Origin of the sequence: Streptomyces sp. NBC_00370 (assembly GCF_036084755.1) — a bacterium.
Taxonomy (GTDB): domain Bacteria; phylum Actinomycetota; class Actinomycetes; order Streptomycetales; family Streptomycetaceae; genus Streptomyces.
Map to the genome: position 1 here is coordinate 3,661,682 of NZ_CP107968.1, position 13,003 is coordinate 3,674,684.

Below are 13,003 nucleotides of genomic sequence, written 5' to 3' on the forward strand. Positions count from 1 at the left end.
TCATGACCAGCGAAACAGCCGTCCCCGGCCCTTCCGCCGCCGGTACCGCCGCCGTCGGCCGGCTCAGCACCCTCCAAGGCGCCGCCCTCTACGTAGGGGCCGTACTGGGCACGGGCGTCATCGCCCTGCCCGCACTCGCCGCCGAGACGGCGGGCCCCGCTTCGCTGCTCGCCTGGCTGGCGCTGGTCGTCCTGTCGGCGCCGCTCGCCGCGACGTTCGCAGCGCTCGGCGCCCGCTACCCCGACGCCGGAGGCGTCTCGACGTACGCCCGGCTGGCCTTCGGCGACCGTACGGCGGCGACGGTCGGCTGGTGCTTCTACCTCGCCGTACCGCCGGGCGCGAGCGCCGCCGCGCTCTTCGGCGGTGCGTACGTCTCGTCGGCGCTCGGTGGCGGCACCCCGACCACCGTCATCACGGCGGCGGCGCTGATGGTGGTCGTCACGGTGGCCAACGCCGTCGGCCTCCAGGTGACGGGCCGGATCCAACTCGCCCTGGCCGCGCTGCTCGTCGTCCTGCTGCTGCTCGCGGTCGGGCTGTCGCTGCCGCATGCGCACACGGCGAACCTCCATCCGTTCGCACCGCACGGCTGGACGGCGGTCGGTCCAGCGGCGGCGCTGCTGGTCTGGAGCTTCGCAGGATGGGAGGCGATCACCCACCTCGCGGCCGAATTCCGGCGCCCGGAGCGGGACTTGCCCCGGGCGGCCGGGATCGCCGTCGTGGTGGTCGGGGTGCTGTATCTGGGCGTCGCCTTCGCCGTCGTCACCGTACTCGGCCCGTCGGCCGCCCGATCGGACGCGCCGCTCGGCGAGTTGATGGCGCGGGGCATCGGCGGGAACGCGCGGTACCTCGCGGCGGCGGCAGCCGTGCTGCTGACGCTCGGCGCGATGAACGCCTACTACGCGGGCGCTGCCAAACTCGGCGCCGCCCTCGGCAGGGACGGCGCGCTGCCCGGCTGGCTGACGCGCGGCAGCGTGGTCGGCGAGGTGCCGAGGCGCAGCCTCGCGGTCGTATCGGCCCTGGGGTTCTGCGCGTTGGCCGGGGTGAGCATGGCGGGGGTCGGCCCCCGGCCGCTGGTACTGATGACGACGGGCTCGTTCGTCGCGGTGTACGCGATCGGTGTCGCCGCCGCCGTACGGCTGCTGCCGAGGCGCAGCAAGGGACGGGCGGCGGCGGTCGCCGCGCTGGTCGCCGTGGTGGCCCTGCTCGTGATGTCGGGCGTCTATCTGCTCTGGCCGCTGGTGGTGACGGGCGGTGCGCTGCTGTATCTGCGGCTGAACCGGACGGCTTGCGGGACAGCGGACGAGGCGGCGTGCGGGACAGCGGGCGGGGCGGCCCGGACGTGAGGTCCGGACCGCCCCGTCTCTTCTGGATGTTCTGTCGGCTGTTCTCTCGGCTGTTCCGCGGCTGTTCTACCGGCTGTTCTACCGGCTACGAAGCCTTGTTACGGCGCCTTGTTGTAGACGGCGACGTAGTCGATGTTCATCTGACCACCGGAAATCGTGGCGGCGTTGGGTCCGCCCCCGAACGCGCCGGGGAAGCCGCCGCCCATGGCGAGGTCGTAGATGATGAAGAACGGGTGGTCGACGGCCTTCGCCCAGGTGTCGGCGTCCACAGCGGTGGCGTCGAGCGTGTAGTAGTTGTCACCGTCGAGGTACCAGCGGATCTGCTCGGGTGAGGTCGAGCGGTCGATCTGCACCGCGTACGTGTGGTAGCCCGACTGGCAGCCGGGGCAGGCGTGTTCACCGCTGCCGATACCGCTGGACTCGTTGCACGGTCCGCCCGGCGAGACCCCGCAGTGCAGGGTGCCGAAGACCGAGCTGCGGCCGTTGACGTCCTCCAGGATGTCCACCTCGCCGGAGGTCGGCCAGGTGGTGCCGGTCCGCAGGGGCTGGCCCAGCATCCAGAACGCCGGCCAGTAGCCCGCGCCGTTCTCGGTGGTGACGTCCGGCTGCTGGATGGACGACTCCATCATGACGACGCCACCGGGAGGCGCGCCGAACGAGTCGTCCTGCGTCTCGATCCGGCCGGAGGTCCAGCCGGTGTTGGGGTCGGTGCCGTCGTGCAGGGCGCGCAGGACGAGGTGCCCGTTGCCGTCGTGGAAGACGTTGGCCGTGCTGTCGGTCATCGTCTCGATCTCGCCCGTACCGAAGTTGCTGCCGGGTCCGGTGTCGTACTTCCACGTACCGGTGTCGACGCCGGTGTCGGCCGGGCCGTCGAACTCGTCGCTCCACGTGGTGGTGAAGCCCGAGGGCGGCGCGGGTACGGCGGCCGGGGCCGCGGCCGCCTTCGCCACGACGGGCGCTTCCGCGGGGGTGGCGGCGCCACCGGTCGGCGCGACGGCTGCGAGGCCGGCCACGCCGAGGGCGCCGACGGTCAGCGCGGTGAGGACGATCCGCGCCCGGGAGCGGCGCGGCCGGCGGCCGTCGCTGCCTGGTTGGAGCTGATGGTGTCCGCTGAACATGCGAGTTCTCCTGTTCCGAATGGGCTCAGTCGTGCGGGCCCATGTGGGGGGAATCGAAGCCGCCGTCGCCTGCCGGGTGGGGACCGTGTGCAGGGCGGACGGCGTGTGCACGGTGGGGGCGTGCACGGATCGAACTCTGTGACTCTCCAACTCTGTTCAGTTGTCTGACTCTGTTCAGGTAGCTGACTCTGTTCAGGTAGCTGACTCTGTTCAGGTAGCTGAGAGCGCTCTCTCAGCATGTGATTTCTAGTGCCCCCACCGCAGCGCGTCAAGCGGTTGGACAGCAGCGCCATGTCAGTACGGTCGCGGCGGCGGAAAATACCGAGCGCCCGGACGCGGTCGGCGGCTAGGGTCGCCGTCATGTCTTGCGCCTTCTTCGTAAAGCTGCGCCGCGCATGCGGCGAGCTGGTCTGATTCCCTCTCCATCGCTCAGCTCCGCCGCGTAACGAGTCCTCGCCGGTGCGGTGTTCCGTACTGCCCCGCCCCGGCTCCGAAGATTCCACGCGGAGCACTCCCATGCATCAGCCCTATCCGGGCGGCCGACACGAGCTCGGCCAGAACTTCCTCACCGACCGCGCCGTCATTGCCGCCATCGCTGACGAGGTGGCCGACTCGGTCGGCCGTACGAGCAGCCGGATCGTCGAAATCGGCCCAGGCGACGGCGCGTTGACCGTCCCGTTGAGCCGGCTCGGCCACCCGATGACGGCGATCGAGATCGACCCGCGCCGCGCCCGCCGCCTGCACAGCCGTACCCCCGGTCATGTCACCGTCGTATGCGACGACATCCTGCGCTGCGCGCTGCCGCGGGACCCGTACGTACTCGTCGGGAACCTGCCGTTCCATCTCACGACCGCGATCGTCCGGCGCGTACTCGCAGCCGACCACTGGCAGTCGGCCGTCCTGCTGGTCCAGTGGGAGGTCGCGCGGCGCAGGGCCGGGGTGGGCGGCGCGAGCATGATGACCGCGCGCTGGTGGCCCTGGTACGACTTCGCCCTGCACTCCCGCGTCCCGGCCCGCGCCTTCCGTCCCGTGCCGTCGGTCGACGGCGGACTGCTCACGGTGCACCGCAGACCGCGACCGCTCGTCGACGACCGCAAGCGGTACCAGGACTTCGTGGGGCGGGTCTTCACGGGGCGGGGGCGCGGACTGCCCGACATCCTCACCAGGACCGGGCAGTTCGACCGCAGGGACCTCGCCGGCTGGCTGCGGGCCAACCAGGTGTCACAGCGGACACTGCCGAAGGACCTGACGGCGGGGCAGTGGGCGTCGCTGTGGGGCCTCGGGGCCGGGCCGCACCCGCGGTAATTCCGTGTCCCGGCGGGCACGGCGCTGCGATCATGGGGCGTCCCGCCCAGCCAGATCATGGGGCGGGCCCCGCCCAGCCGTAGGAAGGAACCGCCCGCCATGCCTGTGCCCGCCGACCCGACGGTGCTCCATCCCATGCCCGGCCAGCCACGGGTGGTGCTGCTCCGGCCGCTGATCACGTCACCGCTGATCGACGTCGGGGAGTACTCGTACTACGACGACCCGGACGACGCGACCGCCTTCGAGACGCGCAATGTGCTGTACCACTACGGCCCGGAGAAGCTGGTCATCGGGAAGTTCTGCGCGCTGGGGACGGGCGTGCGGTTCATCATGAACGGCGCCAACCACCGTATGGACGGCCCGTCGACCTTCCCCTTCCCGACGGTGGGCGGCTCGTGGTCCGACCACTTCGACCTGCTGACCGGCCTGCCGAGCCGCGGCGACACCGTCGTCGGCAACGACGTCTGGTTCGGGTACGGCTCGACGGTGCTGCCGGGCGTACGGATCGGCCACGGCGCGATCATCGGCGCGGGCTCGGTGGTCACGTCGGACGTGCCGGACTACGGGATCGTCGGCGGCAACCCGGCCCGGCTCATCCGCACCCGCTACAGCGCGGAGGACGTGGCCCGGCTGCTGGCAGTGGCATGGTGGGACTGGTCGCCGGAGCACATCACCGAGCACGTACGGACGATCATGTCCGGCAGCATCGCCGAGCTGGAATCCGCCGCACCGGGAGCCTCGTAACATGCCGCATCTCGCGCACAACGCCGGCGACACGCACGATGCCGGCGATACGCGCGATGCCCGCCTCGCGCACCAGGCGCGCCTCGCGCACCAGTCCCGACTCGCCGCCTACGGTGCCGTCTCCACCGCTCTGGCCCTGATCAGCGACCGCGCGCTGCGGGAGCTGCTGGAGGCGGCCGAGCCGCTCGGTACGGGGATCGGCGGGAAGTCGGCGCTGCTGGAGGTGGCGGGCAGTCCTGTCTTCGTGAAGCGGGTGCCGCTGACCGACCTGGAGCGACAGCCGGAGAACGTGCACTCCACGGCGAACCTGTTCGACCTGCAGCCCTTCTGCCAGTACAACATCGCCGGGCCGAGCTTCGGGACTTGGCGAGAACTCGCCGCGCATACGATGACCACGAACTGGGTGCTCGCCGGCGCATACGAGGGCTTCCCCTTGATGTACCACTGGCGGGTGCTGCCGGACTCGGCTCCCCTGCCGGACGAACTGGCCGACGTCGAAGCGTCCGTCGCCTACTGGGGCGGCGGATCGGCCGTACGGAACCAGATCGAAGCCCGCCGGGGTTCCTCGGCGAGCGTGGCGCTGTTCCTGGAATACATCCCGCGGAACCTGCACCAGTGGCTGGGGCAGCAGGTGGAGGCGGGCGACGCGGCGGTGGACGCGGCGTGCGCGATGGTGGAGGCGGAGCTGGAGGCCGGGACGGCCTTCATGAACGACAACGGGCTGCTGCACATGGACGTCCACTTCGAGAACATCCTCACGGACGGCAGCCGGCTGTACTTCACGGACTACGGCCTGGCGACGTCGCCGCGCTTCGACCTGTCCCCCGCCGAGGTCGACTTCATCGACGAGCACCCGTCGTACGACCGCGTGTACGCGCTCTCGTACTTGGCGAACTGGCTGGTCACGGGGTTGAAGGGGCTGGGAGGGAGAGAACGGCAGGAGCTGCTGGGGGCGTACGCGCAAGGCAAGCACCCCACAGGAGTCCCGGCGGCCGCGGCGTCGATTTTGACGCGGTACGCGCCACTCGCCGTGGTGGTGACGGAATTCTTCCGCGAGCTGCGGGACGAGAGCAGACAGACGCCGTACCCGGCGGAGGAGATCCGCCGCCGGAGCCCGTAGTTCGTAGTTCGTAGTTCGTCGGGAGTGGCTTGCACCAGGTAAGACGGAGGCGGGCCCGCAAAGTCATCGCGGGTCTGGCGCGGGGTGACGGTCAGCGGTGGCCCAGCACGTTGATGACGCGTCCGCCGGGATCGCGAACGAAGAACCGCCGCACGCCCCATTCCTCGTCCTGCAACGGGTGGATGATCTCCGCCCCGCTCTCCAGCACGACCGCGTAGGCGGCATCCACATCGTCCACCTCGACGCTCAGGTCGGGGTTGACGGGCGCGGTCTTGTCGCGGGTCATGAAGCTGATCTGCGCGGCCGGGGTCGAGGGAGAGGCGAGCGTCATGATCCACCCGTGGTTCATGACCTCCTCGAAGCCGAGCAGCCCGTAGAACTCCCGGTTCTTCTCCGGGGTCTCAGACTCCGACTCGGCCGGGAGGTTGGGCACGACACGGCGTACGGCCATCAGCGTCGTTCCTGAAGCCCGGCGTACGCGACGAAGTCGGCCCAGGCGGCGGGAGCGAGCATGAGCACGGGGCCGGCGGGCCGCTTGGAGTCGCGGACGGGGACGACACCGGGAAGGTTGGGGGCGACCTCGACGCAGTCGCCGCCGTTATTGCTGCTGTAGCTGGACTTGAGCCACACCACGTCCGGCAGGCTGCTCGCGCTGATCATGGTCTCAGTTCCTTCAAGGCGTTGGCGATCATGTGGATCGACCGGTCGGTCGAAAGGGCATCGGCCGTGAGCAAATCATAGGTGCGCGTCGCGGCCCTGACGTGCTCAATTTCAGCGAAGATCTGCCCCTGCAAAAAGCCGTCTACGTAGACGACATCCGGCCCCTCGTCCATCGCAAGAGCAGAGAACGGTCCGCCAACCCCCGCATGCCCTCCGACATCGAACGGAACAATCTGCACGACGTTGCTGGGCGTCTGAGCGGCGGTCAGAAGACGTTCTAGTTGACCACGCATCGTGTCAACGCTCCCGATGCGGCGGCGAAGCACATTCTCATCGAGCACCATCCACAGCTCCGGAGGCTCCTCACGCTCCAAGATGCGCTGCCGTTCGAGCCGGGCTGTGACCAGCTCCTCAACCCTGTCCCGGTTGATCCGGCCCTCGGATAGCACCGCGCGTGCATAGTCCTCTGTCTGCAACAACCCGGGCACGACCTGCACTTGGAACGACCGGATCTGCGAGGCGGCTTCCTCAAGCTCAACGAACGGCCGGAACCACTTCGGGTAGGCGTACTTCATCACCAGCGGCCACAGCCGCCGGAAGTGGTCACCCGTCCCGAACAGCTCGTCGGCCAGCACCGACAGTTCTTTCGTCGGTAGCCGCTTCGCGGCTTCGATCTTGTTGAGCAGTGAGGGCGCCATCAACGCCGCTTTCGCCAGCGCCCGTTGCGACATGCCCGCAGCCTCGCGACGCCGTCGTAAATCCGTGGCGTAGAACGCCAGCACGGAATCGGACGGGTCCAGATCGTCTGCGTACGCCACGTCGCACCCTCTTTCATTGAAACGTCCGAATGTCAACGCTTCCCCCCTGTTGAGCGTACTCACAGAAGCCGACGCTTGAGGCACAGACAGTGATGAAAGCGATGACGGAAGGCACAGCTCTCATGTGCGACCAGGACGTCGACCAGCAGCACCCGCCCGACCTGAGGGAACTTCAGGCCACCGTCCAGGGCTGGGGCTTCTGGCGATTGGCGCCCGACCCCGTCACCACGGAACTCCTGGAACGCGTACTCGACGGATTGAGGCGATGGTCGGAATGACACAGAGCAAGGCACGACGCTTCCTGTCGCGCCTGACGGCGGAGTTCGGCACGAACGGGATGCTCATCGTGCAGAAGTCGGCGGACGGACTGAACGGCGGGGACGACGGCTACGAAGCCGAAGGGGCCGACCTCGTCCCCGGGTCCGCACTGCGCTGGCCCAAGTGCGAGTGCGGCCACTCGCTGTGCCCCGACAGCGGGTCAGGACGCATGATCCCGAACCTCCGCGACCGCCGAGATTAGCCGCCCGCAGGGCCGCCCCTGAGGTTTGAGTGTCGCGGCTCCGGTCCGGGCGTCAAGGGCGCTCCTTCGTCGCGTCGGCTTCGCCGATTGCGCTTCGCTTCACCCTTGACCCCCGCCCCTCCACCGCAAGTGCTTCTTTGAGGGGGGGCGGCCGGGGGGCTCCACGGACCAGACCGGCCGTCGTGACGGGTGCTTGGCCGACTGGCAGGTGCCACGCACCAGTTGCATGGGGGGACTCGGGCCAGCTCGGCGTCCACCCCCACCGGGTAGCGGCTGAGACTCATGCCCCGCTGGTCACCCTCGGTGGGACACGTGTGACTGGAGGGACGGGGGATGGTTCGTGGGGCGACCATCGGGCATCTCTTGCGTCCCGTGTTGCGTTAGGCGCGCCTCAGGGCACATCAGGCCGACACGGAGGGGCGATCCTGGGTGGGTGCCTGGGCAGGGGAAGAGACGACGGCGGCTAACGGCCGAGAGAGCCGCCTGGCGCAACCGACCACCTACCGCCTGAGGCGTTTCACGACGCACCCCGCCTAGATGATCCGGGGCTACGCCTGGTGCGAGGCAACCTGAGCGGTGACTCGCTGGATCGCCTTGACGGCAAGCTCGGGCTGGTCGACGTAGATGTAGTGCTCGCTGTTCTTGGCAACGCTCAGGTGGCTGCGGCTGGAGACGCCCAGCCACTTGTGCTGCCCCTTGGTCCAGCCGTCTTCCATCGCCTGGCCGTACTCGGGAACGGCTGCGAGGTACTGCTTGCCGTGCTTGATCACCTCGACCGGGATGTGCCCCGCGGAGCGGACCTTGCCATCCGGTACCACCAGCTTCTCCGGGTTGTCGCCCTTGAGGATCGCCAGGGTCTGGTCGCGCAGTTCGGGTGCCATGCCGGTGGCGGACGCCGGGACCTCGTTGATGAGATCGGCGCTCTGGGTCGGTGAGGTGGCGTCCATCAGGACCAGGCCCTTGACCCTGTCGCGGTGATCGGGGGCGTACCTGGCGGCGAACAGCCCGCCCAGCGAGTGTCCGGCCAGCACCACCGGAGCGTCACCGGCGACCCGGTCGAGTACGCCGGTCAGGATCTTTCCGCTGTCCTTGATGGACTGGGGTCCGTCGGGCTGGTCGCTGGCACCGGCGCCGAGCCGGTCATAGGAGCAGACCCGGTTCTTCTCGCTCAGGGTCTGCTGGATGCCGGCCATGGTCTCCAGCGAGTCCCCGCCGCCGTGCAGAAGAACGACGACGGGCTGGTGCCGCACCGGGCGGCCCGCGCAGGAGACGTTCACGGACTTGCCGTCGACCTTGATCTTCTTGGTGCCGGTGAACACGTCCCCGCCGTGCGCCCTGCCCTGGGCACCGGCCACGGCGACCGTGTCCGCCGCCGCAGTCGCTACGCTCCCGACACCGACAAGCCCGGCACCGGCCACGGTGCAGCACAGTGCGATGACAGCGGATGCCTTGCCGTTGCGGCTCATCGTGAAAACCCTTCGTTCAGAACCCGCGGCCGGAGCGCCGCGGCATGTGTTGAACGCTATGGATCTGACGGCGCACATTCGTCACCACGCAGTGGACACCTGCACGTAGCTCGCAGGGGGGACAAGCCGAGTTCCACACCCGCTCACGGTGACCAGCGGGGCATGAGTCTCACCCGATACCCGGCTTGGGTGGACGCTTGGCCGGGCCGAGTCCCCCCATGCAACTGCCGCGTGGCACCCGCAGTCGGCCAAGCACCCGTCACGACGGCCGGTCTGGTCCGTGGAGCCCCCCGGCCGCCCCCCCCCAGCCTTCCTTTGCGGTGGAGGTTCGGGCGTCAAGGGTGGGCGCAGCCCATCGCGAAGCGACGCGACGCAGGAGCGCCCTTGACGGCCGGACCGCAACCGCGACACTCAACAGAAAGGGGCGGCCCCCGGTTCACCTAACTTCCGGGCCCGCACAGCCCCCGGCTCATGCACCCCGCGCCCTCAGCCCTGCACCGTCGGGCGCACCACGACCTCGCTCACGTCGATGCCCGCCCAGGCCGCCATCACCACCCTGATGGAAGCCTGCACGGCCGCCGGCGCGATCCGTACCGACATCGGCCCCACCGACCTGGGTGCCGCACTCGAAGGCATCGCCCTCACCTCGGCGAGCCCCGAGCGGCGTCCGCAGGCCGAACGCCTGCCCGATCTCACCCTGGACGGCCTGACACCCCGCCCAGACCCGGAGGCCAGCTCCTCGGCAGGCTGCCGCGTCGCCCCGTCAACCCCCGGCCCCCGCCCCACAACCGCCCAAATCGACCCTCCCCACCTGTCGAGGGCTTGTGCAGACCGCTACCCACAGCTGACGCACCCGCCCTGGACAAGGCAGACTGTCGAAGGCGAAACCAGCAGTGCAGGGCAGGGGGAGCTATGGACCGGGACATCGGGCCGCGTGTACCGGAGCAGTGGGCTCCGGCGGTAGTTGACCAGGAAGGCGAGTTGCGCTTCAGCGTGCTCGGGCCCGTGCGGGCCTGGCGCGGTGGTGAAGTGCTGCCTTCGGGGTCGCCGCAGCAGCGCGCCCTGTTGGCCGCCCTGCTCCTGCGCGACGGACGTACCGCCACCTCCGGCGAGTTGATCGACGCGCTGTGGGGCGACGAGCCGCCGTCGCAGGCGCTCGCCGCCGTTCGTACGTACGCGTCCCGGCTCCGCAAGATCCTGTCCGCAGGAGTGCTCGTCAGCGAGTCCGGCGGGTACGCGATGCGCACCAGCCCCGAAGCCCTCGACCTGAACGTGGCGCAGGAGTTGGCGTCCGACGCCGAGAAGGCGCGGTCAGCGGGCGACCGTTCCACCGCGCGTGAGCTGATCAGCAAGTCCCTCGGGCTCTGGGACGGCGAACCCCTCGCCTCCGTACCGGGCCCGTACGCCGAGGCGCAGCGCGCCCGCCTCGAAGAGTGGCGGCTCCAGCTCACCGAGGCGCTGCTGGACCTGGATCTGGAGCTGGGCTCGCACGCCGAGGCGATCTCCCAACTGACCGCCCTCACCGCGGCGCAGCCGCTGCGGGAGCGGCTGCGCGAGCTGCTGATGCTCGCCCTCTACCGCAGCGGGCGGCAGGCCGAGGCGCTTGCCGTGTACGCGGACACGCGCCGGCTGCTCGCCGACGAGCTGGGCGTCGATCCGCGCCCCGAACTGTCCCAGTTGCAGCAGCGCATCCTCCAGGCCGACGCCGAGCTGGCCCGGCCCGTCGAGGAGCCCGTACCGATCCAGGCCGTCATGAGGCCCGCGCAACTCCCGGCGACCGTGCCGGACTTCACCGGACGCGCCGCCTTCGTACGGGATCTGGGACGGCGGCTGACCGCCGCCGAGGGGTCCGTCATGGCGGTGTCCGCGCTCGCCGGCATCGGCGGTGTCGGCAAGACGACGCTCGCCGTGCACATCGCGCACGAGGCGCGACCGCACTTCCCCGACGGGCAGTTGTACGTCGACCTCATGGGCGCGGGCGCCCGCGCGGCGGAGCCGGAGACGGTCCTGGGCGCCTTCCTGCGCGCGCTCGGCACCCCGGACACGGCCATCCCCGACACCCTCGACGAGCGTTCCGCGCTCTACCGCTCCACCCTCGACGGCCGGCGCATCCTCGTCCTGCTGGACAACGCGCGGGACGCGGCGCAGATCCGTCCGCTGCTGCCCGGCACCACCGGGTGCGCGGCGCTCGTCACCAGCCGGGTCCGGATGGTCGACCTGGCGGGGGCGCATCTGGTCGACCTGGACGTGATGTCGCCCGAAGAAGCGCTCCAGTTGTTCATCCGCATAGTCGGTGAGGAGCGGGTGAGTTCGGAGCGCAAGGCCGCGCTGGACGTGGTCGCCGCGTGCGGGTTCCTGCCGCTGGCGATCCGGATCGCCGCGTCCCGGCTGGCCGCCCGCCCCACCTGGACCGTGTCCGTCTTCGCCGCGAAGCTCGCCGACGAACGGCGGCGGCTGGACGAACTGCAGGCGGGCGATCTGGCCGTCAAGGCGACGTTCGAGCTGGGGTACGGACAGCTCGAACCCGCCCAGGCACGGGCGTTCCGGCTCCTCGGCCTGGCCGACGGGCCCGACATGTCCCTCGCCGCCGCCGCTGCCGTGCTGGACCTGCCGCTGCACGACGCGGAGGACGTGCTGGAGTCGCTGGTCGACACCTCGCTCCTCGAATCCGCCGCGCCGGGCCGTTACCGCTACCACGACCTGGTCCGTCTCTACGCGCGTGTATGCGCCCAGCGGGACGAAGACTCCTCCAGCAACTGCGCCTCGGCGCTCTCCCGGCTGCTGGACTTCTATCTGGCGACGGCGGCGGAGGTCTACGCGATCGAGCGGCCGGGTGACCGGCTCATCGACCACCTGGCGCCGACCGCGTACCAGGGCCTGTCGTTCGACGACCGGCAGACGGCCCTCGACTGGCTCTACACCGAGGCGGACTGTCTGCTCGCCTGTGCCCATCACGCCTCGCGTGGCACGCAACTCCGCAAGGCCGTCGACCTGTTGTGGGCGGCGAAGGACCTCGCCGAGTCGGGCGCCAACTCGAAGCAGTACGAGTCGGCCGCCCTGTCCGCGCGGGCGACCGCGCACGCGACGGGCGACCGTCACGCGGAGGGCCGGGCCAGGACCACCCTGACCAACGTCCATCTGGTGGCGGGCCGTTACGCCGAGGCCGACGAGGAGGCCCGGCACATCGAGCCGCTGGCCCGCGCCGCGGGCGACCCGGCGCCGGTCTTCTGGGCCGAGAACGACCGCGGCATCATCGCCTTCAACCAGGGGCGGCTCGCCGACGCCGAGTCGTTCCTGCTGCGCGCCATCGAGAGTTCGCGCGCCGACAACAACCGTCCGGCCGAGGCGAGCGCCCTGTGCAACCTCTCCCGGATACACCTCTCCCAGGGCAGTACGGCCAAGGCCATCGAACTCGCCCAGCAGGGCATCGACATCTACGACCACCTCGGCCTCACCCTCCGGCTGGCGAACGCCCGTTACGCGCTCGGTGTCGCGCTCACCCAGGCGGGCAACCACCAAGAGGCCCTGACCCAGCTCAACGAGGCCCTGACGACGTTCGGCAAGAACCGGCAGCGGCTGTGGGAGGGCACGACCCACTTCCGCGTGGCCGAGGCGTACCTCACGGCCCGGCAGCCGGCCAAGGCGGCGCAGCACGCCGAACAGGCCCTCGCCATAGGGTGCATCGGCGGAGACCGGATCCGCGCGAGCGTGCTGACGGTGCTGGGCCGGGCGCTGGAGACCGTCGGCCAGAGCGACCGCGCGCGGGTCTGCTGGCGCGAGGCCCTGGCGCTGTACGAGGAGTGCGACGCCCCGGAGGCGTCGAACGTACGGAGTCTGCTCAGCCCGCTGTCGGCGGCGTAGGCGGCTCGGGTGGCGGCGTAAGCGGCATGGGCGGCGCGTCCGTCTAGC

General features: G+C 70.2%; 12 protein-coding genes and 1 pseudogene. 8 read left to right on the forward strand and 5 right to left on the reverse strand.

Going from position 1 to position 13,003, the window contains the following annotated elements:
- Positions 1 to 2: 2 nt before the first annotated feature.
- A complete protein-coding gene (locus tag OHS57_RS16235) occupies positions 3 to 1,343 on the forward strand; it encodes an APC family permease (protein WP_328582411.1) in 1,341 nt (446 codons plus the stop codon).
- A gap of 98 nt (positions 1,344 to 1,441) precedes the next feature.
- Here OHS57_RS16235 and OHS57_RS16240 read toward each other — a convergent pair whose 3' ends face one another.
- Positions 1,442 to 2,461 carry a glycoside hydrolase family 16 protein gene (locus tag OHS57_RS16240; protein ID WP_078863593.1) on the reverse strand — a complete coding sequence of 340 codons (1,020 nt, stop codon included), beginning with the start codon at positions 2,459 to 2,461 and terminating at the stop codon, positions 1,442 to 1,444.
- Positions 2,462 to 2,977: 516 nt separating this feature from the next.
- Between OHS57_RS16240 and erm the strand changes: the two genes are divergently transcribed.
- The 3 genes from erm to OHS57_RS16255 all read left to right on the forward strand — a co-directional run bounded on the left by erm (position 2,978) and on the right by OHS57_RS16255 (position 5,630).
- Positions 2,978 to 3,766 (forward strand): 23S ribosomal RNA methyltransferase Erm, encoded by a 789-nt coding sequence (gene erm, locus OHS57_RS16245; RefSeq protein ID WP_328582412.1) that lies wholly within the window; start codon positions 2,978 to 2,980, stop codon positions 3,764 to 3,766.
- 99 nt (positions 3,767 to 3,865) lie between these two features.
- A complete protein-coding gene (locus tag OHS57_RS16250; protein ID WP_328582413.1) occupies positions 3,866 to 4,510 on the forward strand; it encodes a CatB-related O-acetyltransferase in 645 nt (214 codons plus the stop codon).
- 1 nt (position 4,511) lies between these two features.
- On the forward strand, positions 4,512 to 5,630 hold the full coding sequence (locus tag OHS57_RS16255; protein ID WP_328582414.1) for a protein kinase family protein: 1,119 nt from the start codon (positions 4,512 to 4,514) through the stop codon (positions 5,628 to 5,630).
- Positions 5,631 to 5,721: 91 nt separating this feature from the next.
- Here the strand turns inward: OHS57_RS16255 and OHS57_RS16260 are convergent, their stop codons facing one another.
- From OHS57_RS16260 to OHS57_RS16270, 3 genes are read right to left on the reverse strand one after another with little or no spacing between them, the layout of a single operon-like run.
- On the reverse strand, positions 5,722 to 6,081 hold the full coding sequence (locus OHS57_RS16260) for a VOC family protein (RefSeq protein WP_041988567.1): 360 nt from the start codon (positions 6,079 to 6,081) through the stop codon (positions 5,722 to 5,724).
- Positions 6,081 to 6,290 (reverse strand): DUF397 domain-containing protein, encoded by a 210-nt coding sequence (locus OHS57_RS16265; RefSeq protein ID WP_328582415.1) that lies wholly within the window; start codon positions 6,288 to 6,290, stop codon positions 6,081 to 6,083. Before OHS57_RS16265 ends, OHS57_RS16260 begins: the two co-directional genes overlap by 1 nt.
- Positions 6,287 to 7,108, reverse strand: coding sequence for a helix-turn-helix domain-containing protein (locus tag OHS57_RS16270; RefSeq protein WP_328582416.1), 822 nt, complete (start codon positions 7,106 to 7,108; stop codon positions 6,287 to 6,289). Before OHS57_RS16270 ends, OHS57_RS16265 begins: the two co-directional genes overlap by 4 nt.
- A 101-nt stretch (positions 7,109 to 7,209) precedes the next feature.
- Here OHS57_RS16270 and OHS57_RS16275 point away from each other — a divergent pair, with 101 nt between their 5' ends.
- Positions 7,210 to 7,386, forward strand: coding sequence for a hypothetical protein (locus OHS57_RS16275; RefSeq protein WP_157874342.1), 177 nt, complete (start codon positions 7,210 to 7,212; stop codon positions 7,384 to 7,386).
- A complete protein-coding gene (locus tag OHS57_RS16280; RefSeq protein ID WP_041988563.1) occupies positions 7,383 to 7,628 on the forward strand; it encodes a hypothetical protein in 246 nt (81 codons plus the stop codon). The genes OHS57_RS16275 and OHS57_RS16280 overlap by 4 nt, the downstream gene beginning before the upstream one ends.
- A gap of 548 nt (positions 7,629 to 8,176) precedes the next feature.
- Here OHS57_RS16280 and OHS57_RS16285 read toward each other — a convergent pair.
- The gene (locus tag OHS57_RS16285; protein WP_328582417.1) at positions 8,177 to 9,094 is read right to left on the reverse strand and encodes an alpha/beta fold hydrolase; all 918 of its coding nucleotides are present in this window, start codon (positions 9,092 to 9,094) and stop codon (positions 8,177 to 8,179) included.
- A 538-nt stretch (positions 9,095 to 9,632) separates the two neighbouring features.
- On the opposite strand from OHS57_RS16285, the pseudogene OHS57_RS16290 reads away from it, so the two are divergent.
- Together OHS57_RS16290 and OHS57_RS16295 are read left to right on the forward strand one after the other, a co-directional pair.
- A pseudogene (locus OHS57_RS16290) lies at positions 9,633 to 9,815 on the forward strand (SbtR family transcriptional regulator); the annotation flags it as partial.
- A gap of 191 nt (positions 9,816 to 10,006) precedes the next feature.
- Complete coding sequence (locus tag OHS57_RS16295) at positions 10,007 to 12,955, forward strand: AfsR/SARP family transcriptional regulator (protein ID WP_328582418.1); 2,949 nt, start codon at positions 10,007 to 10,009, stop codon at positions 12,953 to 12,955.
- The last annotated feature ends 48 nt before the right edge of the window (positions 12,956 to 13,003 follow it).

What these genes read in the sequence shown, in the direction of transcription:
- OHS57_RS16235 (WP_328582411.1), top strand. Translation starts at nt 3, where the DNA reads ATGACCAGCGAAACAGCCGTCCCCGGCCCTTCCGCCGCCGGTACCGCC.
- OHS57_RS16240 (WP_078863593.1), bottom strand. Translation starts at nt 2,461, where the DNA reads ATGTTCAGCGGACACCATCAGCTCCAACCAGGCAGCGACGGCCGCCGG.
- erm (WP_328582412.1), top strand. Translation starts at nt 2,978, where the DNA reads ATGCATCAGCCCTATCCGGGCGGCCGACACGAGCTCGGCCAGAACTTC.
- OHS57_RS16250 (WP_328582413.1), top strand. Translation starts at nt 3,866, where the DNA reads ATGCCTGTGCCCGCCGACCCGACGGTGCTCCATCCCATGCCCGGCCAG.
- OHS57_RS16255 (WP_328582414.1), top strand. Translation starts at nt 4,512, where the DNA reads ATGCCGCATCTCGCGCACAACGCCGGCGACACGCACGATGCCGGCGAT.
- OHS57_RS16260 (WP_041988567.1), bottom strand. Translation starts at nt 6,081, where the DNA reads ATGGCCGTACGCCGTGTCGTGCCCAACCTCCCGGCCGAGTCGGAGTCT.
- OHS57_RS16265 (WP_328582415.1), bottom strand. Translation starts at nt 6,290, where the DNA reads ATGATCAGCGCGAGCAGCCTGCCGGACGTGGTGTGGCTCAAGTCCAGC.
- OHS57_RS16275 (WP_157874342.1), top strand. Translation starts at nt 7,210, where the DNA reads ATGACGGAAGGCACAGCTCTCATGTGCGACCAGGACGTCGACCAGCAG.
- OHS57_RS16280 (WP_041988563.1), top strand. Translation starts at nt 7,383, where the DNA reads ATGACACAGAGCAAGGCACGACGCTTCCTGTCGCGCCTGACGGCGGAG.
- OHS57_RS16285 (WP_328582417.1), bottom strand. Translation starts at nt 9,094, where the DNA reads ATGAGCCGCAACGGCAAGGCATCCGCTGTCATCGCACTGTGCTGCACC.
- OHS57_RS16295 (WP_328582418.1), top strand. Translation starts at nt 10,007, where the DNA reads ATGGACCGGGACATCGGGCCGCGTGTACCGGAGCAGTGGGCTCCGGCG.